Below are 20,038 nucleotides of genomic sequence, written 5' to 3' on the forward strand. Positions count from 1 at the left end.
TGAGTGTGGTGGTCGGAGCCACCACACTCACGCGTGGGCGCGAAGCGCATCCAGGATGAGGTGCCGGGCCCGGCTGCGCGACAGACCCGCCACGTCCGCCAGCGCCTCGTCGACCCGCGCGACCCCGAGGACGGACCGCGCCAGATCCAGGTGCCGAGCCAGCTGCATCGACGGGAAATCCTGCCTGGCAGCCGATCTCGTCGCCAGAGCGAGCAGTCGCAGTCCGCTCACGGGGTCGCCTGTCGCAATGCGGAAACTTCCCATCGCGCAGGCGACCGCACCCGTCTGGGGCAGGTCCCCGTGCCCGCCCGGACCGAGCTGATCGACCATTCGAGCGGTGAACCCGTCCACGACGTCGGCCAGGTCCGCGGCATGGCCCGCGAGGGCGTGCGCGTCGACGGCCGCGGCGACCAGCATCAGCCCGAACGGGTCGGGATTGTCGCTGCCGACCAGACCGAGCGCCGTCCGGTAGCCACGGAGCCCGGCGTCGACGTCGCCGGACGCCAATTCCATCTCGGCGCGGCTCACCGCGATCGCCGCTGCTCCCTGGGAGCGGTCGCCCAGCGCCGAACCGTCCGAGGTGGCGGCGAGCGGTCCGGCGAGCTCCAGTTCGCGACCGGCCTCCTCGACCCGGCCGAGCCCCAGCAGGGCTGACGCGATGTAGCCGTGCAGGGCGGCGGACTCGTCGTACGCGTGCAGATCCCGCGTCAGCTCGGCGCTCTCCCGGTAGTAGCGGACCGCGTCCTCGTATCGCGCCGACTGCGCGGCGAGGCTGCCGAGATGCTGGGACGCCATCGCCACCGTCCACGCCTCCCCCGCGTCGCGGGCCAGTGCGAGGACGGCCTCCCCGTCGGCTGCGGAGCCGCGCAGGTCGCCGCCGTTCTCCCGCAGGTTCGCGCGCACCATCAGTGCGACTTCGCGTGCTGCGCGGTCGGGGTGCCGTACCGCGGCCACCAGCACGCGAGCGCCGCGGCGCCCCGCCGCCGAGGACACCAGCAGCGCAGCGCTGGTCGCGACCGCCGGATCGAGGTCTGTTCTGTCACACGCAATCGCTCGCAGCCTGACCCGAGCCCGCGCCAGTGGCCGGCTGACGCCGGTGAATGCCAGGATCCCTGCGACCAGTAGGTGACTCAGCGCGAGAAGGTTGCCGGGAACCTCACGCCACTCGTCCCCGGCCGGGTCGACGTCGAGGATCCGAGGCGCCCACGCGAGCACCTCGGAATGCGTACCGCGCAGTACCCACAGTGCCCCGAGGACCGGAAACACCGTCATCGCCGTCCGGTCGCGGCCGAGCGCCAGCGCCTGCCGCAGCACCGCGAGCAGATTGTCGTGTTCCGCATCGACATCGTGGGAGACGGCGGCCTGGTCGCCGTCGAGAAACCTGCGGGACGCGGTGCGACAGAATCCCTCTGCCCAGTCGAAGGTTCGTCGGTCGACTTCCGAGGCCTCGTCGACGCCGGCCAATGCCAGCTGTTCCTCGCCGTATTCGCGGACGGTTTCGAGCATCAGGTACCGCAGGCCCGTCTGGTCCTCGACGACGGTGAGCATCGACTGACCGATCAGCCCCTCGATCGCGGCGGCAGCGTCGTCGACATCGCCCCACTGCGCGACCGCCACCGCGGCGCCCAGGGTGAACCCGGCAGGGAACCTGCACAGCCGACGCAGCGCCGCCCGCTGGCCGTCCTCGAGAAGGTCCCAGCTCCAGTCGATCACGGCATGCAGGGTGCGGTGCCGCTGCGGCGAGGTCCGATCCCCCGAGCGCAGCAACGCGAACCGGTCGGCGAGCCGTTCGTTGATGTCCTCGACCGTCATCGTCCGCACCCGGGCGGCGGCCAGTTCGATCGCCAGCGGCAGCCCGTCGAGGGTGCGACACAGTCGCGCCACCACGGCCGGGTCCAACCGCACCGACGGACGCACCGCCTGGGCGCGGACCCGGAACAACTCCGTTGCCGGTGAACCACTTTCGTCGATCCGCAACGGCGGCAGCGGGTACACCGCCTCGGCGGTGATCGCCATCGGCGCACGACTGGTGGCGAGCACCGTCAGCCCGTCGCTCGCCGCAACAAGATCGGCGACGACCTCCGCGACGTCGTCGATCAGGTGCTCGCAGTTGTCGAGGATCAGCAGCGAAGGCCGCCCCGACAGCGCCTCCCGTAACCGGTCGCGGGCGTCGTGGATCCGAGCCCGCGTCAGGGCGGTTCCGGGCGCGAGCTCCACCTCGCCCACGCCGAGCGTGGCGCTGATGGCCGCGATGATGTCGGCACCGCTGCGCAGCGACGCCAACTCCACGAGTGCGACGGGAGCGCGGCGCGCGGCGCGCAATCCCAGCTCGTGCGCGATCCGGGTCTTGCCGGTTCCGCCCGGCCCGAGAATCGTCACGACCCGGGCAGCCGCGAGAAGATCCTCGATCTCGACGATGGCATCGTCGCGGCCCAACAGCGCGTTGGGCGCCGCGCGCAAGCCGATCGACGTGGAATCCTGCCTCGCCACAACGGGGTTCCGTTCCTCGAGCGCCGGACGGGCGGCGACGGGAGCCGTCCCGGTGAGCACCGCCGCGTTCAACTCGACCAGCCGCGGCGACGGGTCGGTGCCGAGCCGCTCCGCCAGCCGTGCACGCAGTCCCGCGTACACCTCCAGCGCCTCGTTGCCGAGCCCGAGGCCGTGCAGCACCAGCATCAACTGCCCGTGCGCCTGCTCGTCCAGCGGAGCCCGATCCGTTGCGGAACGTGCCAACGGCAACGCGTCCCGCAGCGCACCCGCCGACACCAGCGCAGTCAGCTCGACGAGGTCCAGTGCGTTCGCCCGCGCGGCGGCGTCGTCGGCGAGTTCGCGCGCCAGGTCCCCGGACGGCAGGTCCGCACCCGGCTCCCCCCGCCACAGCGCCTTCGCCTGTCGCACGGCATCGACGGCACCGCCGTGGTCGCCGTCCGCATTCCGCTGCTGCGCCTGCTGCTCGAGTACCCGAGCCAACGTCAGGTCGACCTGGGTCCGCGACAGGTCGAGTCGATAGCCGGCGGGCCCACTCTCGAGCGCCCCGTCGGGCAGCGCCGCACGCAGGCGGGAGATCTGGGTGTGCAGCGCGTTCGCCGGTGACCGCGGCGGGGCTTCGCCCCAGACGTCCTCGATCAGCGAAGCCGCGCTGCGCACCCGGCCGGGGGTGCGGGCGAGCGCGACGAGCAGGCTGCGGGCCCTCGGCCCCGCGACGGGAACCAGTTCGCCATCGCGGCGCGTCGACACCACGCCCAGCAGTGCCACCTCGACACAGGTGGACGCAGCCACGGCGAGGTCGTTCGTATCGGGGTGCACCGCCGCCAATGCTAGCCACCCGCGCGGGTCCCCGGCCCTGTGGTGAAGCCGGTGGGGAAGGATCGGGGTATGGCTTCAGTTTCCGAGTGGATCGAAGGCGCCCGCCCGCGCACCCTCCCGAACGCGATCGCCCCCGTACTCGCGGGCACCGGCGCCGCCGCGGCACTGGACGGCGCGGTGTGGTGGAAGGCGCTGCTGGCGATGGTGGTGTCGATGGCGTTGATCGTCGGGGTGAACTACGCCAACGACTACTCCGACGGCATCCGCGGAACCGACGACGAGCGCGTCGGCCCCGTCCGGCTCGTGGGCGCCAAGCTCGCCTCCCCGTCCGCCGTCAAGCGAGCTGCCTTCATGTGCTTCGGGATCGCCGCGGTCGCCGGTGTCGCGTTGGCGCTGACGTCGGCGTGGTGGCTGATCGTGGTCGGCGCCGTCTGCATCGTCGGCGCCTGGTACTACACCGGAGGCACGAACCCCTACGGCTACAGCGGCTTCGGCGAGATCGCGGTCTTCGTGTTCTTCGGTCTCGTCGCCGTCCTCGGCACCCAGTACGTGCAGGCCGAACGCGTCGACTGGGTCGGACTGGTCGCCGCGGTCGCGGTCGGGTCGATGTCGTCGGCGGTCCTGGTCGCGAACAACCTGCGCGACATCCCCACCGACACCGAGTCGGGCAAGCGGACCCTCGCCGTACTGCTCGGCGACGCCCGCACCCGCGTCCTGCACCTCGCGCTGATGACCGTGCCGTTCGTCGCGACGCTGGTACTCGTGGTGCGCACGCCGTGGGCGCTGCTCGGATTGCTGGCGGTGCCTCTCGCCGTCAAGGCGAACGCACCGATCCGCTCCGGCGCACAGGGCATGGCACTCATCCCCGCGCTCGCCGGCACCGGCGCCACGATGCTGGTGTGGGGCGCCGCCACCGGCCTCGCGCTCGGGATCGGCTGAACCCCAGCCGCGGGAGTCGGCGGGCGGGTTCACGTCGACGGACGCCGTGAACCCGCGGCCCTCACTTCATCGGCATCATGTGCATGGGCGGACTGACACCCATGGACTGAAGCCACATCATCAACTGGTGGCACATCATCATCAGCTGCTCGTTCACGACGGCTCACCTCCTCCCCGGCGACGACACGTCGACCGCGCAGGTCCGACACCTCTCAGCATTGCACTCGGTGCGGGCCGCGACCAGGGCCGATGGTTCAGCGCTTCGCGCTCGGGAAGACCGCGGTGAGCACGATGTTGACCAGCGAGATGATGAGAGCGCCCCAGACCGCGGTCCAGAAGCCGTCGACCGAGATGCCGAGGCCGGTCGACTCGGTGATCCACGCCGTCAGCAGCAGCATCAGCGCATTGATCACCAGCGTGAACAGCCCGAGAGTGAGGATCAGCAGCGGCAACGACAGCAACTGCACGATCGGCTTGACGAAAGCGTTCACAACGGTGAACACCAGCGCGATGAAGAGGATGACGACAACGGGGTTGACGTTGTCCTTCGTCGCGATGTCGATACCGTTGACCCACTCCGAGGCCAGCCAGATCGCGATCGCGTTGATCACCAGACGCAACAGGAAGCTCATGCGCCCATGCTGACACACACGATGGACAGGGAGCCATGATCAGAACCGCGACCATCGCCGACCTCACCCTGCTACCCGCGATCGAGGTGGCCGCAGGTGAACCGTTCCGCGCGATCGGCATGGCCGCGGTCGCCGACGACGCCCCACCCACGGTCGCCGAGCTGGAGCCCGCCCTGCGCGACGGCCGACTCTGGGTGGCCACCGCGTCCGATGACGAGATCGGCGACACCACGGTCGGTTACGTGATCTCCGACGTGGTCGACGGGTGTGCGCACGTCGAGCAGGTGTCGGTGGATCCGCGCTGGGCCGGTCGTCGGCTCGGTTCCGAACTGATCGACGAGGTCGGACGGTGGGGCGTCCGCAGTGGCCTGCGGTGGCTGACCCTGACGACGTTCGCGGACGTCCCGTGGAACGGCCCCTACTACCGTCGGTTGGGATTCGAGCCGATCCCCGACGCCGAGCTCGGGCAGCAACTGCGGGCGGTCCGGGCCCGCGAGGCCGCGCACGGTCTCGACGCCTGGCCCCGGATCGCCATGCGACGCGCCCTCGACCGTCAGGCCACGCGGTCCAGGACCGCGACGACCTGACGCCGCAACTCGTCGGCGTCGACGTGGGGGGTGATCACGGCGAGCGCCGCGGGATCGGCGCCGCGCAGCAGTCCCAGCACCACGTGTTCGGCGCCGATCGTGGAGTCCTTGCGGGCCAACGCTTCCCGCAATGCGAGTTCGAGCGCTTTCTTCGCCTGCGGGGTGAAGGGGACGTGCCCGGTCCGGCGTGCGAACCACCCCTTCCGATCGCCGGACTCCGCGTCGGCGGCGAGCGCGTCTGCCCCGAAGCTCGCCTCCAGGCTGTCGCGGACGGCGTCGAGGTCGATGCCGATGGACCGCAGCGCGGCGGCATCGGCCTCACCCAGTGGTCGTTCCGCGGTGCCGCGGGCGAGATCGGCGCGCACCTGGTCCGGCGTCAGGCCGATCCCGGCGAAGACCTCACCGAGCGGCGACTCCGATTCCACGACAACGACTCCGAGCAGCAGATGCTCGGAGCCGATCCGTGACGCGGACAGTTCCCTCGCCTCGACCTGAGCCGCAACGACCGCAGAGCGCGCCTGCGCACTGAAACGTTCGAACATGGTCACTTCCGTCCTCGTCGATTGTGCTTCTGATGTACGGCCTGCCTGCTGACCTCGAGTGCGTCGGCGATCGCCTGCCAGGACCAGCCCTGGTCGCGGGCGCTCTGCACCTGCAGCGCCTCGAGCCGTTCCAGCAAGCGTCGGAGGGCAAGCACCGCACGCAGGCCTACCTGGGGATCAGGACTGCCCGCGGCTGCCGCGAGATTCGTTGCCTCGGTCATACATGTCAATCTAGGTTGACGACCCCGGCATGTCAACAAAAGTTGACGCGCTACCGTGGAGTGAGTCAACCGAACCGAGCAGGAGAATCAGAAATGGCACTGCCCAAGACCGCCGTATCGGCCCTCGCCGCAGCCGGACTCGTCGGCGGATACGCCGTCGCACGACAGACCGGTAACCGCCCCCTCGGAGGAGCGGTCCTCGCCGCGGTCGGCACGGTGTGCGCGACGAACTGGGCTCGGACATCGGGGCCCGCCCGCACCGCGGCGCTCGTCGGCACCTACGTCGGCGCGTTCGGGGGCTCGCACCCACTGGCGAAGAAGATCGGCGCGTGGCCGTCCGTTGGCGTCGTCGCCGCGGGCACGGCCCTCGCATCCCAGGTGATCAGCAAGGGCTGACGACGCGAGCGGCGCCGCCACCGGAGTCGGTGTGCGGCGCCGCAGGCGTCAGAGCGGGAGGGACGTCAGACGCCGAACTTCGGGGTGATGTGCGCGACGATCGTCCGGATCGATCCGTCCGTGATCTCGAACGTCTCCGCGATCTCGACGGTCATCAGCTTCGCGCCCGCGAAACCGGCGTCGAGGAGGAAACGCGCGGACACCACGCCGTTCCCCTCCGACAGTTCGAGGTCCCGGATGCCCTGGATGACGCGGTACTGCGGACCGTGGTCGAGGTCCCAGCGCAGCTGCGCACCGTTGAACCCGGTCTTGAGGCCGGCCTCGACGCGGGTCGCGTCCGGCGCGAAGGGCACGGCGGACGCGTCGTGCGTGACCAGGGCATCGATGTAGGAACGGGCGATCGCCTCCAGTTCCGAGTCGACGCGCGTCGGGTCGGCCGACACCGCCGGGGTGGCCGAGGCGGGTCCCGCGGTGAGGACGAATGCCGCGGCAGCGGCGGTCACCGCGAGAGCGGACATGGCGAAGGTACGACGAATGCGCATGGGCTCAGACCCTAGCGAGAACCTGTTCCAGATGGGGACCCCTCACCGCAAATTCCCCTCGACCCGGGACCGGGTGCGGGACGATGGGTGCGGAGAAGAGCGTTCCGAGGCGCCGCCCCACCGCGAGCGCGCCCCGAGGGAACTGACACCGCCGAACCGACGAACCGACGAACGGACACGGCCATGCGCACCTCGACACCCCGTCTCACCACAGCCGGAGCCCTCGCCGTCGCCGCGACGATCGGTTTCACCGCACCCGCAGCCGCGACGCCACCGCAGGGCGTCACCGCGGAGACACTCGCCGAACTCGAACTCGCACCCTCGCTGATCCCGCCGCCACCGGCGGGCCATCCCCCGGTCCCGGACGAGGTCGAGGGCACACTGCGGCGCATCGAGATCGCGCCGGGCGGGAGCACCGGCTGGCACCACCACAACGGACATGTGCAGGGTCTCGTCGTAGCGGGAACGCTCTCCCGGGTACTCGCCGACTGTTCGCGGGTCGACTCCCCCGCCGGGTCGTGGGTCACGGAGGAGCCCGGCGGCGACCACGTCGGGCTCAACCTGGGCACGACCCCCCTCGTCATGCTCGTCACGTACGTCCTCCCCGACGACGAGCCCTTCGCCGAGGACGCGCCCGCCCGCTGCCCCTGAGCTTCGGGACTGTTCATCGCTCCGTTTCGGGATTGTCGGACGCAGTCCGTACGTTGCACACGGAAGTACACGTAGGTGACGAGCGGAGTCGGTCATGAGCACGAGCGGGGCGCGACCATGAGTATGGAATCGGTCGCCTGGAATTCCATGTACCGCATGATGAACGCCCAGAACGACCGCAGGCCGTTCTCGATGGCGACGGTGCGGCGCATCCTGACGTTCGCGAGGCCGCACCGGCGGGCGATCACACTGTTCCTGGTCGTCAGCGTCGCCAGCGCGGCACTGGCGGTCGCGACTCCGGTGCTGGCGGGACGGGTGGTCGACGCGATCGTTTCCGGTACCGACGCGTCGGTGGTCGTGTGGCTGGCGGTGGCGATCGCCGTGATCGCCGTCGTGGAAGCGGCGCTCGGCCTGTACAACCGGTACCTGTCGTCGAACATCGGTGAGGGCCTGATCCTCGACCTGCGCACGACGGTCTTCGACCACGTGCAGAAGATGCCTATCGCGTTCTTCACCCGCACCCGCACAGGTGCCCTCGTGAGCAGGCTCAACAACGATGTCATCGGCGCGCAGCGCGCCTTCAGCGACACCCTGTCCGGGGTCGTCGCGAACCTCGTGACGTTGGTGTTGACGCTGATCGTGATGCTCGGGATCTCGTGGCAGATCACGGTCCTGTCGCTGCTGTTGCTACCGGTGTTCGTCCTGCCTGCCCGCCGGATCGGCGCGAAGATGGCCGTCCTGCAGCGGGAGGCGGCCGATCACAACGCGACGATGAGCACGCAGATGACCGAACGGTTCTCCGCGCCCGGCGCCACCCTGGTCAAGCTGTTCGGCCGGCCGCGCGAGGAGTCCGCGGAGTTCGAGGTCCGCGCGCACCGCGTCCGCGACATCGGTGTCCGCACCGCGATGACGCAGTCCGCGTTCGTCACCTCGCTGACGCTGGTGTCCGCGCTGGCGTTGGCGCTGGTGTACGGCCTCGGCGGCTGGTACGCGCTGAACGGCAGGCTCGAGCCGGGGTCCGTGGTGGCACTGGCACTGCTGCTGACGCGTCTGTACGCGCCGCTGACCGCACTCGCGTCGGCCCGCGTCGAGGTGATGAGCGCGCTGGTCAGCTTCGAGCGGGTCTTCGAGGTCCTCGACCTGCGCCCGCTGATCGTCGAACCCACCGATCCGACGCCGCTGCCGGACGGGCCGCTGTCCGTCGAGTTCGACCATGTGCGTTTCGCGTATCCGGCTGCGAGCCAGGTGTCGCTGGCGTCACTCGAAGAGGTCGCCACCCTCGACAATCGCGGCGGCGTCGAGGTGCTGCACGACGTCTCGTTCCGCGCCGAACCGGGCCAGATGATCGCACTGGTCGGGTCGTCCGGGGCCGGCAAGTCGACGATCGCGCAGCTGCTGCCGCGGCTCTACGACACCGACAGCGGAGCGGTCCGGTTCGGCGGTGTCGACGTTCGCGACCTGTCCGCGGATTCGATCCGGGCGGCTGTCGGGATGGTCACCCAGGACGGCCACCTGTTCCACGAGTCGATCCGGGCGAACCTGCTGCTGGCGGGGCCGTCGGCGACAGAGGCGGAACTGTGGGAGGTGCTCGGCCGGGCGCGGCTCGACGAGCTGATCCGGTCACTACCCGACGGACTGGACACCGTGGTCGGTGAACGCGGGTACCGCCTGTCCGGCGGGGAACGTCAGCGGCTGACCATCGCCCGGTTGCTGCTCGCACACCCCCGGGTGGTGATCCTGGACGAGGCCACGGCCCACCTGGATTCGACGTCGGAGGCGGCGGTGCAGGAGGCCCTCGGTGAGGCTCTCGCGGGCCGGACGTCGGTGGTGATCGCGCACCGCCTGTCGACCATTCGCGCCGCCGACCAGATCCTGGTCGTCGAGGGTGGTCGCGTCGTCGAACGGGGCACGCACACCGAACTCCTCGCCACGGGCGGCCGGTACGGGGAGCTCTACCGCACCCAGTTCGCCGACACCGACGAGCACGCTGTCGTCACACCGTGACCCGGGTGCTGCAGCGCCTTTGCCGTGACGGATCGAGTCAGCCGGCGGTCCAGCGACCCGTCGCGGCGAAGGTGTTCAGGACGTCGGTCGGCCCGGTGAGGTCGAACCCCTGGTCCCGCACCCAGTCGTCGTCGAAGTACGTGTCGGCGTAGCGTTCGCCGCCGTCGCAGATCAGCGTCACCACGCAACCACTGCGCCCGCTCGCGATCATGTCGGCGAGCAGTGCGAACGCACCCCACAGGTTCGTGCCGGTGGAGCCGCCGACGCGACGCCCGATCACGGTGCTCGCGTGGCGGGCGGCGGCGATGGACGCGGCATCCGGGACGGTGGTCATGCGATCGACGACCTGGCCGACGAACGACGGCTCGACGCGAGGCCGGCCGATGCCCTCGATCCGGGACGGCATGCCGGTCTCGTAGTCGCTCGAGCCGGTCTCGTAGCCGCCGATGAACGCCGAGTTCTCGGGGTCGACGACGAGGAGTCGGGTGGCGTGGCGCCGGTATCGGATGTAGCGGCCGATGGTGGCGCTCGTGCCGCCGGTGCCCGCACCGACGACGACCCAGTCGGGTACGGGGTGCTGCTCGAGTCGCATCTGATGGAAGATGCTCTCCGCGATGTTGTTGTTGCCGCGCCAGTCCGTCGCGCGTTCCGCGTGCGTGAACTGGTCCATGTAGTGCCCGCCGACCTCGTCGGCGAGCCGCTGCGCCTCGCTGTAGATCTCGGAGGGCCGGTCGACGAGGTGACAGCGTCCGCCCTGCGCTTCGATGAGCGCGATCTTCGCGGGACTGGTCTTGCGGGGCACCACGGCGACGAAGTCGAGGCCGAGCAGTTTCGCGAAGTACGCCTCGCTGACGGCGGTCGATCCCGACGACGCCTCGATCACCGTGGTGTTCTCGGTGATCCAGCCGTTGCAGATCGAGTACAGGAACAGCGACCGTGCGAGCCGGTGCTTGAGGCTGCCGGTGACGTGCGTCGACTCGTCCTTGAGGTAGAGCGCGACGTTCCACTCGGGTGGCAGCGGGTACCTCAGCAGGTGGGTGTCGGCACTGCGCTGGGTGTCCGCGTCGATCAGCCGGACCGCGGTGTCCACCCAGTCACGCGGCCCACTGCGATCGACGACGGACGGGGTCACCGGTCGCCGCGCAGCTTCGAGCGGAGTTCGTCGCGGTCCTGTCGGCGCTGGGCGTCGACGGCGGAGATCTGCTCGTTCACCTGTGTGCGCAGCTTCTTGAACAGCACCAGTGACAGCGGCATCGCGATGATGACCGCGAAGATCGCCGCGACGAGGAGCGGGATCTGGGCACCCACGAGACTGCTGACGCCGAGGATGATCGCGGCGATGACGACGACCAGGGCGAGCCGGGCGAGGGTGTAGAGCGCGAGGTTGCGTGCGAGTTTGTTCTTGGGACTGGACGGGGTGGAGCCGGGGGTGGGTGTATCAATCACCCTCCCAGGTTACCGACCTCGACGCCGGCACCGCAGACTGCCGGACTTGACCGATTTGCGAATTACCTCCCCTTTACCGAACTTAGACAGTTCGAGTACCCGGGGGTCCGAGTGCCACCATGTGCAGCACTGTCGTCCGACCTGCTACCCAAGGAGGGTTTCGATGAGCGTTCCCGCGTTCCACGCCACCCAGGAATCACTTCTGACCCCTGGTCAGGTGGCTGCCCTGTTCCACGTCGACCCCAAGACGGTCACGCGCTGGGCGCACGCCGGACGTCTCGGCTCCCTCCGCACCCCCGGTGGCCATCGCCGCTTCCGCGAGTCCGAGGTCATGGCACTGCTGCAGTCGCTCACCACCGAGGCCACTGTCGTCCACTAGGCGGAGCCGACGGTCCTAGTCGGGCTCCGGTGGCGTCTCGGCGCCGTCCCGCTCGTCCCGGTCGGCCCACTCGAGCAGGGTCGCGATGTCGTACACCGCATCGTCGATGCCCGCATGCAGGTCGCCGAGCCGCGCGAACCGGTCGGGCATCGTCGCGAGCGTGAAGTCCGCCGGGACGGCGTCGTTCACCTCGTCCCAGCGCAGGGGCGCGGACACCCGCCCGTCGGGGACGCCCCGCACCGAGTAGGCCGCAGCCATTGTGTGGTCCCGGGCGTTCTGGTTGTAGTCCACGAACAGCGCCGCCGGATCCCGATCCTTGCGCCACCACGTGGTGGTGGCGTCGCCGGGTGCGCGGCGCTCGACTTCCCGCGCGAACGCCAGTGCCGCACGCCGAACGTCGGTGAACCCGTGGTCCGGCGCGATTCGCACGTAGACGTGGAGTCCGTGGCCCCCCGACGTCTTCGGCCAGCCGACGGCGCCGAGTTCGCCCAGCACCTCCCGCACCACGCCCGCGACCCGCAGCACCCGTTCCCACGTGCAGTCGGGCATGGGATCGAGGTCGATGCGCCACTCGTCGGGCTTCTCGACGTCCGCGCGCCTGCTGTTCCACGGGTGGAACTCGACGGTCGACATCTGCACCGCCCAGATGACGTCGGCGAGTTCGGTGACGCACAGTTCGTCGGCGTCGCGGTTGTAACGCGGGAAGTGGACGCGGACCGTGTGCAGCCAGTCCGGCGCCCCGCGCGGCACCCTCTTCTGGTGCACCTTGCCGCCGTCCAGCCCGTCGGGGAATCGGTGCAGCATGCACGGCCGCTCCCGGAGCGCGCGGACGATGCCGTCGCCGACGGCGAGGTAGTACCGGGCGAGGTCGAGTTTGGTTGTCCCGCTCGCCGGGAAGTAGACGCGGTCGGGGTGGGAGATGCGCACCGACCGGTCGCCGACCTCGATCGAGGTGGCGTCACGCGAGCCGGCGGCGGCCATGCCGCTCAACCTATACCGGGATCTCGCCTCTCGCTGGCCGGGAACTCTCCCTCGCCGCGGACCGAATTCGTGTAATACTGCAACACGTTCTACCCGTTCGTGTCGTGATCCGAGCGGGTTGCCCCAGCAGATGAGGACGTTGATGAGCGACGCGACCCCCGCCGTCGAGGGCTGGTTCACCACCGGCCCGGAGCCGGCCCTGATCGGAAGTTCGTGCCGGTCCTGCGGCACGATCTCCTTCCCCCGGGAAACCACTTTCTGCAAAAACCCGGCGTGCGCGGGCGAGGAGTTCGACGACGTCGAACTGTCCCGCCGCGGCACCGTCTGGTCGTACACCGACGCGCAGTACAAGCCGCCGGCCCCGTACATCCCGACCACCGACCCGTATGTGCCGTTCGCGCTCGCCGCGGTCGAGCTCGCGGAGGGCCTCGTCGTCCTCGGCCAGGTCGCCGACGGCTTCGGCGTCGCGGACCTGAAGGTGGGCAACGAGGTGGAGCTGGTCGTCGAGACGCTCTACACCGACGAGACCGGTGATCGCACGATCTGGCGCTGGAAGCCGGTCACCGCACAGAACGGGGCACAGGCATGAGCAGCAACCACGATGTGGCGATCCTCGGCGTCGGCATGCACGCCTGGGGCAAGTGGGGTCAGCCGTTCGTCAGGTACGGCGTCGCCGCGGCCCGCGCCGCCCTCGCCGACTCCGGCGTCGACTGGCAGGACGTCGACTACATCGTCGGCGGCGAGACCGTCCGCAACGGCTACGGCGGATACGTCGCAGGTGCGACGTTCGCCCAGGCACTCGGCTGGAACGGCGCCCGCGTCGCCACCTCGTACGCCGCCTGCGCGACCGGCGCACAGGCCCTCGACACCGCCCGCGCCCGCATCCTGGCCGGCCTGTCCGACGTCGCGCTCGTCGTCGGCGCGGACACCACACCGAAGGGCTTCCTGGCCCCGAACGCGGGTGAGCGCTGGGACGATCCGGACTGGCTGCGCTTCCGCCTGATGGGCATGACCAACCCCGGCTACTTCGCGCTCAACGCGCGCCGCCGCATCGACCTGTACGGAGCCACCGTCGAGGACTTCGCCGCGGTCAAGGTCAAGAACGCCAAGCACGGCCTGAACAACCCGTACGCGCGGTACCGCAAGGAGGTCGCGGCCGCGGACGTGCTGGCGTCCCCGATGGTCGCGGACCCGCTGCACCTGCTCGACATCTGCGCCACGTCCGACGGTGGCGCCGCGATCGTGCTGACCTCGATGGAGTACGCCCGCAAGAAGGGCATCGTCGATCCGGTGAAGATCAAGGCGATCTCGACTGTCACGCCGACGTTCCCGCAGACGATCATGGACATGCCGAACTTCTCGACCGAGTCGGCATCGGCCGTGCCTGCGCCCGAGCGCACGTTCAAGGAGTCCATCGGGTACGCCGCCTACGAGGAGGCGGGCATCTCCCCCGAGGACGTGGACGTGGCCGAGGTGTACGACCTCGCGACCTCCGTCGAACTGGACTGGATGGAGGATCTCGCGCTGTGCAAGCGCGGCGAGGCCGAACACCTGCTCCGCGCAGGCGACACCACGATCGGTGGTCGGATCCCGGTCAACCCGTCCGGTGGTCTGGCGTGCTTCGGTGAGGCCGTCCCGGCCCAGGCGCTCGCGCAGGTCTGCGAGCTGACCTGGCAGCTGCGTGGGCAGGCCGAGGGCCGTCAGGTCGACGGCGCCCGCGTCGGCATCACCGCCAACCAGGGCCTGTTCGGCCACGGCTCGTCGGTGATCGTCTCCGTCTGACAATTCCATGGTGAAGGGCACCTTCGACCGGTCCGGCCGGCCGAAGGTGCCCTTCGCCCTGTGACGGGCCTGTCCGTGCGACTAGCCTGGGATGAAGGAGGTGCGTCGTGATCTACCTGTTGGCGCTCATCGGACTGGTGACGCTTGCCGTGCTGCTGTGGAAGGGATTCGGGCCCGACACAAGGACCCCCGCTAGAGGAGTGGTCGGGCCGGACGACGACCCAGAATTCCTGTGGCAGGTCGACCGGCAGAATCACCGCAAGTCCGGCGAGACACCGGACGGGAACGCGAGCGACCCCAAGGAGTGACCCGTCGCCCGACCGGTCACTCCGACGGCTTGGCCAGTGCCTTGAACAGCCGGTCCGTCACCTTGACCGCGAGGTCGCTGCCGTCGGCGTCCTCGACGTAGACGGCGAACGCGAGGTCGCCCTTCGAGCCGTAGAACCACTGGTCGTCGCCGTGGTTACCGGTCGCGCCGATCAGGTCACCCCAGCCCGCGAGCAATGAGGCCGGACCGCCGTGGACGGTCGCGCGCATGATCCCCCGCAACTGGTCGGTGACCGGTGCGGGCAACTGCGCCAGCTCCTCGTCGGTGGTCGCGGGCTGCCCGGCCGCGATGATCGGGACCGTCGGGGCGCCGCGCGCGATGGACGCCGCGACCAGTGCCATCCCGAACGGGCTGACCTCGGCGTCGTCGTCACGGTCGGAGGTTCCCCGCATCAGGTTGGGGCCGTCACCCGCGAAGGACACCGTCTCCTGTTCGAGGTTGGGAATCTTGTACTGCAGACCGATCCCGAGCTGCTTCGCGGCCTGCTCGACGTCGACGCCCTGCGCCTGCGCGGCGGTGCGCACCAGGTCGAGGGTCGATCCCGCCGGATAGGTGCCGGTGAAGGCGATCGGCCCGACCTCGCTGGCCTGATTGTTCTGCGCGGCTGCGAGGATCGCGCCCGTCGACGGCTGCATCACGACGATCGCGGACGGGGTTCCGACGCTGACCGCCGCGTCGGCTGCGGCCATCTGCATGCGCGGCTCGATCGTGGACCGGATGTCGGGTCCGGGCGGTCCCTGGTGGCCGGTGAGCCGGGTGACCTGTCCGTTCGGGTCGACCGAGTTGATCGCCCAGCCCTGCGTCTCGTCGCGGTTGGCCTGCCACACGCTGCGCATCGCGTCGACGACCGGTCCGTACACCCGGCGGTCGATGGTGATCAGGCGCGGGTTGCTCTCGACCACGACGCCCGGAACCCTGCGCAGGTCGTCCTCGAGAACGGCGTAGTCGCCGTCGCGCAGGTTGACGGCCGTGATGCGCTCACCGTTCGACGCCGCGAGTTCCTGCTGCAGTTCCTCCGCGGTGATCAGCGGCGCGACCGGCTCGATCGCCTTCGCGAGCGCGATCGAGCTGGCGATCGGATCCCGGGTCAGGGTGGGGTCGAGGCGAACCGCGTTGATGGTCTGCTCGGTCATCATGGGCTTGCCCGCGATGTCGAACACCGTGGGCGGGGCGGCGTCGGTCCGGTCCAGCCGGACGGTCCGTCCGTTGCCGATTCCCGGCATGAAGGTGCCGGGGTTCCACGACACTCGCCACCCGACGGAGAGATGGCGGACCCAGCCGTCCACGTTGTAGGTCCAGGACCTGTCCTTGCCGAGATTCCAGGTGGCGACGCCGTTGAACATTCCGGAATCCACGTCGAGGTTGATGATCTGGTTGACCTCGAACTCCACCGACTCCGGCGACAACGCGTCGAACGCCTGCGCCATCGCGTCCCTGGCGGCGTTCGGATAGGACGTCAGCTCGGCGGCCTCGTCGATGTCACCGTCGTTGAGGGCGTCCATGTAGCTCGCGAGCACGGTCGGGGCGTCGTCCTTCGGCTTCGAGAAGACCCCTGAAACGACACCGACCACCAGGAGCAGCGCGGCACACAGGGCGACCACGCCCAGTATCCGCAGTCGGCGCCCACGCCCCCTTGTCCGCATGCCTCGATCATCCGTTACCAAGTGTGTCCAGTACATGCACCCACCTGAGATAAGCGGTAACAAGTCCGCCACGGTTCCGCGCACGTAGCGTTATCCACTCCGTGCGGTGACGTGAACCGAACGTCCGCCATCCGACGAAAGGTCAGTTCAGACCGGCATAGGAGTGCAACCCGGACACCACCATGTTGATGATGAAGAGGTTGAACAGCATCGCGACGAAGCCGGCGACATTGATCCACGCGGCGCGCGTGTCGCGCCAGCCCGCGGTCGCACGTGCGTGGAGGTACGCGGCGTAGATGACCCAGGTGATGAAGGAGACGGTCTCCTTCGGGTCCCAGCCCCAGAATCGACCCCACGCGGCTTCCGCCCAGATCGCCCCGAGTACGACGCCCGCACCGAAGATCGGGAACGCGACGATCGTCGTCTTGTAGGCGAGCCGGTCGAGGGTCTGCGCGTCGGGCAGCCGGGCCGCGAGCCGGCCGAGGAGACCGGTCGACTCCTCCCCCTTGGGCTGCCGGATGCGCAACAGGAACAGAATGCTGGCGACGCCGGAGACGAGGAAGATGCCACTGCCGACGCTGATGATGGTCACGTGGATGGGCAGCCAGTAGGACCGCAACGCGGGGACGACGGGTGCCGCGTCCGCGTAGAGCACCGTGCCCGCGAGGAACATCAGGATCAGCACCGGGATCAACAGGAACGCCCACAGCGACCGGTACTGCTGCTTGCGGAGCGTCGCGACGCCGACTGCAGTCGCCACGGCGACTGCCATGCTCACGAACTCGTACATGTTGCCCAGCGGGAAGCGCTCGGTGGCGAAGCCGCGCAGGACGATGGCCGCCCACTGCAGGACGACACCGACGACGAGCACGGACATCGCCATGTTGCCGAGCCGCTCGGACATCGGCTTGCCCTGCGGCTCGCTCACCCTGCCGGGGACCTGCGCGGACGACGCGGCGGGCACCCCGCCTGCGGCGACCAGCTCGCGCTCCTGAACGGCACGGGCCCTGGTCGTCGCGTACTGCGCAATGAGCAGTACGAACGCCAGAACGAAGATCGCGAACGCGGATTCGAACGCCAGGTCGCTGTAGTGCGACAAGGTCTCGTTGATCGGCATGCTTTGTCTCTCCTGCGCGTCAGTCGCGGCTGTGCGGTGTGTCGGTCGGTCGCCCGAGGTCTTCGAGCAGCCGCTCTGCGAGCCGGTCGAACTCGTCGCCCCAGCCGGCTTGATCCGTGCGGGCGAGCCCGCCCAGCTCTACTACGGTACGTCGTGGTTCCTCGACCAATGTATCCGACACCGTGTCGGCATCCTGTCCGGCCGGCGCCGGGTACACACGCACCCAGACGCGACGCCGCTTGACCAGCAACGACACCAGCAGCCCACCCAGCATCGTCACCGCGAACACCAGCACCCATGTCTGCGCCGGATCGTGCGACACCTGCAGGTTGACGAAGTCCGTCGCGCCGTCGAACCGGACCACGGTGCCGTCGGACAGGGTCGTGGACTCGCCCGGGTACAGATTCACCCGGGCCTCCTTCACCATCCGGCCCTGATTCACCAGTTCCTTGCTCAGCGAGAAGATCGACTGCGGGTTACCGGTGTCGAGTCCGGTGTCGCCCTTGTAGACGTCGATGGCCACCGCGGGATCACTGAGGGCCGGGAAGCTCGACGTCAGCAACTCGCCGTGGAACAGCGCCGTCGGAGCGAACAAGCCCTCGATACCGATCTGGTTCTTCCGGCGTTCCGTCTCGTCCGGATACATGCCGCCCGGCGGATCGAACCGCATCGCACCGCTCGACAGGAACGTCGTCGCGTCGTCCGGGCGCCACTGCAGCGTCTCCGTGCGGGTCTCCCCGTTCGGGAACGTGACCGTGAAGGTCGGCGCGTAACCGTGGCCCTGCAGGTAGACGCGGTCGCCCGCGACCCGAAGCGGATGGTTGACGCGCAGCTGGGTCTCGCGCCACGTGTCGGTCGCGAGGTCGTCGCCCGCCTGGTACTCGACGTTCGAGGTGAACATCTCGGCCTGACCGTTCTCGAGGTAGTCGGCGGTGAAGTCCTTGACCTTCACGCACAGCGGCGTCATGCCGGTGCCGTCCTCGACGTTGCCCGCGCGGAACGAGTCGAACGCGGCGGGCGAGGTCGTGCAGATTCCGGGGCCGCCGTCGGCGATGACGATGACCTGACCTTCGTAGCCGAACAGCTTGCCGACGGCGATCGCGGCGAGAAGTCCGACGAGCGACAGGTGGAACACGAGGTTCCCCGCCTCGCGCAGGTAGCCCTTCTCCGCGGACACGGTGATCTCTCCGGGGCGGCCCCCGCGCAGGTCGTCGCCCGAGCGGGTGACGGTCTTCCAGCCGCGCAGCCGGCTCAGCGCACCCGTGACGACCTCGTCCGGGGTGGCGGCGACGACGGTCTCCGAGTGGTGCGGCAGGCGCGACAGCCTGCGCGGCGCCGCGACCGGTTTGGTGCGCAATGCCTGGAAGTGCTCCCAGCACCGCGGGGTGATGCAGCCGATCAGCGAGACGAACAGCAGCACGTAGATGGCGGTGAACCAGAAGCTGCCGAACACGTCGAACAGTTCGAGGCGGTCCATCCAGGGACCCAGCGTCGGGCGGTTGGCGATGTACTCGTCGACCTTGCCCGCGTTGAGACTGCGCTGCGGCAGCAGCGCCCCGGGGATCGCCGCGATGGCGAGCAGGAACAGCAGGACCAGCGCGGTCCGCATCGATGTCAGTCCGCGCCAGGTGTTGCGCACGAGGGCAACCAGGCGTCCCGCGGCGGACTGCCGTGGAACCGCGGTCCGGCTCTCGTCCGTCACTGCGTCCTCCTTCTCGTCTGCCGTCATCAGATCGGCAGCGTCACATCCGAGACGAATGCATCCCGCACCCATCCCACGAACACGTCCCAGGCACCGGTCACCAGCGCAACACCGACCGCCACGAGCATCACGCCACCGAAGACCTGGATGACGCGGGCATTGCGGCGAAGCCAGCCGACTCCGCGCAGCGCGCCGGCCGACCCGAACGCGAGGATCACGAACGGCAGACCGAGCCCGAGGCAGTAGGCGATCATCAGGACCAGTCCGCGGGCGGCTGTGGCCCCTTCGGTGCCTGCGGCGACGGTGAGCACACCGGTCAGCGTCGGGCCGAGGCACGGCGTCCAGCCGAGTGCGAACACGCCGCCGAGCAGCGGCGCCCCGACCAGTCCGGAGATCCGGCGCGGCTCGAACCGCACGTCGCGTTGCAGCGCGGGCACGAGTCCGATGAACACCAGGCCCATCGCGATCGTGACGACGCCGCCGATCCGCTGGAACATCTCGCGGTTCACCGACAGCGCCGACATCGTCCCGAACACCGTCATCGTGGCCAGCACGAACACGACCGTGAAGCCGGCGACGAACAGCCCCGCCGCGCCTGCGACCCGCAGTCGTGCGGTCCGCGTCTCGGTGCGCACGACGGCCTGCTCGGCGGTCACCGGCGGCGCCTCCGCTCCGACGACGCCGGCCAGGTACGACAGGTAGCCGGGGACGAGCGGCACGACGCACGGCGACGCGAACGAGACGAGCCCGGCGAGGATGCAGACGAGGAACGCGAGCAGGAGCGGCCCGGACGCCGCGGTGGACTGGAAGGTCTCGCCGACGCCCTGCGCGAGAATCATG

At 69.6% G+C, this 20,038-nt stretch carries 21 protein-coding genes; 9 read left to right on the forward strand and 12 right to left on the reverse strand.

Annotated elements, in window-relative coordinates:
* Positions 1 to 27: 27 nt before the first annotated feature.
* The gene (locus tag FFS72_RS08735; protein ID WP_137873573.1) at positions 28 to 3,306 is read right to left on the reverse strand and encodes an ATP-binding protein; all 3,279 of its coding nucleotides are present in this window, start codon (positions 3,304 to 3,306) and stop codon (positions 28 to 30) included.
* 69 nt (positions 3,307 to 3,375) lie between these two features.
* Here FFS72_RS08735 and FFS72_RS08740 point away from each other — a divergent pair, with 69 nt between their 5' ends.
* Positions 3,376 to 4,245 (forward strand): 1,4-dihydroxy-2-naphthoate polyprenyltransferase, encoded by an 870-nt coding sequence (locus FFS72_RS08740; RefSeq protein ID WP_137873574.1) that lies wholly within the window; start codon positions 3,376 to 3,378, stop codon positions 4,243 to 4,245.
* A gap of 254 nt (positions 4,246 to 4,499) precedes the next feature.
* Here FFS72_RS08740 and FFS72_RS08745 read toward each other — a convergent pair whose 3' ends face one another.
* Positions 4,500 to 4,877: a phage holin family protein gene (locus FFS72_RS08745; protein WP_137873575.1), complete on the reverse strand. Its 378-nt coding sequence runs from the start codon at positions 4,875 to 4,877 to the stop codon at positions 4,500 to 4,502.
* Positions 4,878 to 4,912: 35 nt separating this feature from the next.
* Between FFS72_RS08745 and FFS72_RS08750 the strand changes: the two genes are divergently transcribed.
* Entirely contained in the window at positions 4,913 to 5,464 is a 552-nt protein-coding gene (locus tag FFS72_RS08750) for a GNAT family N-acetyltransferase (RefSeq protein ID WP_137873576.1), read from the forward strand.
* On the opposite strand, the gene FFS72_RS08755 is transcribed toward FFS72_RS08750, so the two are convergent.
* Complete coding sequence (locus tag FFS72_RS08755; RefSeq protein ID WP_137873577.1) at positions 5,431 to 6,006, reverse strand: Clp protease N-terminal domain-containing protein; 576 nt, start codon at positions 6,004 to 6,006, stop codon at positions 5,431 to 5,433. The two genes, FFS72_RS08750 and FFS72_RS08755, sit on opposite strands and share 34 nt — an antisense overlap.
* A 2-nt stretch (positions 6,007 to 6,008) precedes the next feature.
* Entirely contained in the window at positions 6,009 to 6,227 is a 219-nt protein-coding gene (locus FFS72_RS08760; RefSeq protein WP_050065643.1) for a hypothetical protein, read from the reverse strand.
* A 93-nt stretch (positions 6,228 to 6,320) separates the two neighbouring features.
* Here FFS72_RS08760 and FFS72_RS08765 point away from each other — a divergent pair, with 93 nt between their 5' ends.
* Positions 6,321 to 6,623 carry a hypothetical protein gene (locus FFS72_RS08765; RefSeq protein ID WP_137873578.1) on the forward strand — a complete coding sequence of 101 codons (303 nt, stop codon included), beginning with the start codon at positions 6,321 to 6,323 and terminating at the stop codon, positions 6,621 to 6,623.
* 65 nt (positions 6,624 to 6,688) lie between these two features.
* Here FFS72_RS08765 and FFS72_RS08770 read toward each other — a convergent pair whose 3' ends face one another.
* Positions 6,689 to 7,165 carry a DUF8021 domain-containing protein gene (locus tag FFS72_RS08770; RefSeq protein ID WP_137873579.1) on the reverse strand — a complete coding sequence of 159 codons (477 nt, stop codon included), beginning with the start codon at positions 7,163 to 7,165 and terminating at the stop codon, positions 6,689 to 6,691.
* Between the two features lie 183 nt (positions 7,166 to 7,348).
* On the opposite strand from FFS72_RS08770, the gene FFS72_RS08775 reads away from it, so the two are divergent.
* On the forward strand, positions 7,349 to 7,816 hold the full coding sequence (locus FFS72_RS08775; RefSeq protein ID WP_249353200.1) for a cupin domain-containing protein: 468 nt from the start codon (positions 7,349 to 7,351) through the stop codon (positions 7,814 to 7,816).
* A 117-nt stretch (positions 7,817 to 7,933) separates the two neighbouring features.
* On the forward strand, positions 7,934 to 9,820 hold the full coding sequence (locus tag FFS72_RS08780; protein WP_137873580.1) for an ABC transporter ATP-binding protein: 1,887 nt from the start codon (positions 7,934 to 7,936) through the stop codon (positions 9,818 to 9,820).
* A 37-nt stretch (positions 9,821 to 9,857) separates the two neighbouring features.
* On the opposite strand, the gene cds1 is transcribed toward FFS72_RS08780, so the two are convergent.
* Positions 9,858 to 10,952, reverse strand: coding sequence for an L-cysteine desulfhydrase Cds1 (gene cds1 / locus FFS72_RS08785; RefSeq protein WP_050065638.1), 1,095 nt, complete (start codon positions 10,950 to 10,952; stop codon positions 9,858 to 9,860).
* Complete coding sequence (locus FFS72_RS08790; RefSeq protein WP_137873581.1) at positions 10,949 to 11,266, reverse strand: DUF4229 domain-containing protein; 318 nt, start codon at positions 11,264 to 11,266, stop codon at positions 10,949 to 10,951. Before FFS72_RS08790 ends, cds1 begins: the two co-directional genes overlap by 4 nt.
* Positions 11,267 to 11,429: 163 nt before the next feature.
* On the opposite strand from FFS72_RS08790, the gene FFS72_RS08795 reads away from it, so the two are divergent.
* Positions 11,430 to 11,645: a BldC family transcriptional regulator gene (locus tag FFS72_RS08795; RefSeq protein ID WP_050065636.1), complete on the forward strand. Its 216-nt coding sequence runs from the start codon at positions 11,430 to 11,432 to the stop codon at positions 11,643 to 11,645.
* Between the two features lie 15 nt (positions 11,646 to 11,660).
* Here FFS72_RS08795 and ligD read toward each other — a convergent pair whose 3' ends face one another.
* On the reverse strand, positions 11,661 to 12,626 hold the full coding sequence (ligD, locus tag FFS72_RS08800; protein ID WP_137873582.1) for a non-homologous end-joining DNA ligase: 966 nt from the start codon (positions 12,624 to 12,626) through the stop codon (positions 11,661 to 11,663).
* Positions 12,627 to 12,768: 142 nt separating this feature from the next.
* Between ligD and FFS72_RS08805 the strand changes: the two genes are divergently transcribed.
* The 3 genes from FFS72_RS08805 to FFS72_RS08815 all read left to right on the forward strand — a co-directional run bounded on the left by FFS72_RS08805 (position 12,769) and on the right by FFS72_RS08815 (position 14,716).
* Positions 12,769 to 13,215, forward strand: a complete 447-nt coding sequence (locus tag FFS72_RS08805; protein ID WP_137873583.1) for an OB-fold domain-containing protein — start codon at positions 12,769 to 12,771, stop codon at positions 13,213 to 13,215.
* The gene (locus FFS72_RS08810) at positions 13,212 to 14,408 is read left to right on the forward strand and encodes a lipid-transfer protein (RefSeq protein WP_137873584.1); all 1,197 of its coding nucleotides are present in this window, start codon (positions 13,212 to 13,214) and stop codon (positions 14,406 to 14,408) included. Before FFS72_RS08805 ends, FFS72_RS08810 begins: the two co-directional genes overlap by 4 nt.
* A 107-nt stretch (positions 14,409 to 14,515) precedes the next feature.
* On the forward strand, positions 14,516 to 14,716 hold the full coding sequence (locus FFS72_RS08815; protein WP_050065632.1) for a hypothetical protein: 201 nt from the start codon (positions 14,516 to 14,518) through the stop codon (positions 14,714 to 14,716).
* A 16-nt stretch (positions 14,717 to 14,732) separates the two neighbouring features.
* Here FFS72_RS08815 and FFS72_RS08820 read toward each other — a convergent pair whose 3' ends face one another.
* The 4 genes from FFS72_RS08820 to FFS72_RS08835 form a co-directional block, all read right to left on the reverse strand.
* The gene (locus FFS72_RS08820; protein WP_137873585.1) at positions 14,733 to 16,379 is read right to left on the reverse strand and encodes an NTF2-like N-terminal transpeptidase domain-containing protein; all 1,647 of its coding nucleotides are present in this window, start codon (positions 16,377 to 16,379) and stop codon (positions 14,733 to 14,735) included.
* A gap of 142 nt (positions 16,380 to 16,521) precedes the next feature.
* Positions 16,522 to 17,496: a c-type cytochrome biogenesis protein CcsB gene (gene ccsB, locus FFS72_RS08825; RefSeq protein WP_137873586.1), complete on the reverse strand. Its 975-nt coding sequence runs from the start codon at positions 17,494 to 17,496 to the stop codon at positions 16,522 to 16,524.
* Positions 17,497 to 17,515: 19 nt separating this feature from the next.
* Positions 17,516 to 19,225: a cytochrome c biogenesis protein ResB gene (gene resB / locus FFS72_RS08830; protein WP_137873587.1), complete on the reverse strand. Its 1,710-nt coding sequence runs from the start codon at positions 19,223 to 19,225 to the stop codon at positions 17,516 to 17,518.
* Positions 19,225 to 20,037 carry a cytochrome c biogenesis CcdA family protein gene (locus FFS72_RS08835; RefSeq protein ID WP_137873713.1) on the reverse strand — a complete coding sequence of 271 codons (813 nt, stop codon included), beginning with the start codon at positions 20,035 to 20,037 and terminating at the stop codon, positions 19,225 to 19,227. The genes resB and FFS72_RS08835 overlap by 1 nt, the downstream gene beginning before the upstream one ends.
* Position 20,038: the final 1 nt, after the last annotated feature.

It is taken from the genome of Rhodococcus sp. Q (genome assembly GCF_005503035.1).
Taxonomy (GTDB): domain Bacteria; phylum Actinomycetota; class Actinomycetes; order Mycobacteriales; family Mycobacteriaceae; genus Rhodococcus_G.

Coding starts and splice junctions, on each gene's coding strand:
- FFS72_RS08770 (WP_137873579.1), bottom strand. CDS start 7,165: ATGCGCATTCGTCGTACCTTCGCCATGTCCGCTCTCGCGGTGACCGCC.
- ccsB (WP_137873586.1), bottom strand. CDS start 17,496: ATGCCGATCAACGAGACCTTGTCGCACTACAGCGACCTGGCGTTCGAA.
- FFS72_RS08780 (WP_137873580.1), top strand. CDS start 7,934: ATGAGTATGGAATCGGTCGCCTGGAATTCCATGTACCGCATGATGAAC.
- FFS72_RS08755 (WP_137873577.1), bottom strand. CDS start 6,006: ATGTTCGAACGTTTCAGTGCGCAGGCGCGCTCTGCGGTCGTTGCGGCT.
- FFS72_RS08760 (WP_050065643.1), bottom strand. CDS start 6,227: ATGACCGAGGCAACGAATCTCGCGGCAGCCGCGGGCAGTCCTGATCCC.
- FFS72_RS08740 (WP_137873574.1), top strand. CDS start 3,376: ATGGCTTCAGTTTCCGAGTGGATCGAAGGCGCCCGCCCGCGCACCCTC.
- FFS72_RS08795 (WP_050065636.1), top strand. CDS start 11,430: ATGAGCGTTCCCGCGTTCCACGCCACCCAGGAATCACTTCTGACCCCT.
- FFS72_RS08805 (WP_137873583.1), top strand. CDS start 12,769: ATGAGCGACGCGACCCCCGCCGTCGAGGGCTGGTTCACCACCGGCCCG.
- FFS72_RS08835 (WP_137873713.1), bottom strand. CDS start 20,037: ATGATTCTCGCGCAGGGCGTCGGCGAGACCTTCCAGTCCACCGCGGCG.
- resB (WP_137873587.1), bottom strand. CDS start 19,225: ATGACGGCAGACGAGAAGGAGGACGCAGTGACGGACGAGAGCCGGACC.
- FFS72_RS08810 (WP_137873584.1), top strand. CDS start 13,212: ATGAGCAGCAACCACGATGTGGCGATCCTCGGCGTCGGCATGCACGCC.
- FFS72_RS08820 (WP_137873585.1), bottom strand. CDS start 16,379: ATGCGGACAAGGGGGCGTGGGCGCCGACTGCGGATACTGGGCGTGGTC.
- FFS72_RS08775 (WP_249353200.1), top strand. CDS start 7,349: ATGCGCACCTCGACACCCCGTCTCACCACAGCCGGAGCCCTCGCCGTC.
- FFS72_RS08765 (WP_137873578.1), top strand. CDS start 6,321: ATGGCACTGCCCAAGACCGCCGTATCGGCCCTCGCCGCAGCCGGACTC.
- FFS72_RS08750 (WP_137873576.1), top strand. CDS start 4,913: ATGATCAGAACCGCGACCATCGCCGACCTCACCCTGCTACCCGCGATC.
- ligD (WP_137873582.1), bottom strand. CDS start 12,626: ATGGCCGCCGCCGGCTCGCGTGACGCCACCTCGATCGAGGTCGGCGAC.
- FFS72_RS08745 (WP_137873575.1), bottom strand. CDS start 4,877: ATGAGCTTCCTGTTGCGTCTGGTGATCAACGCGATCGCGATCTGGCTG.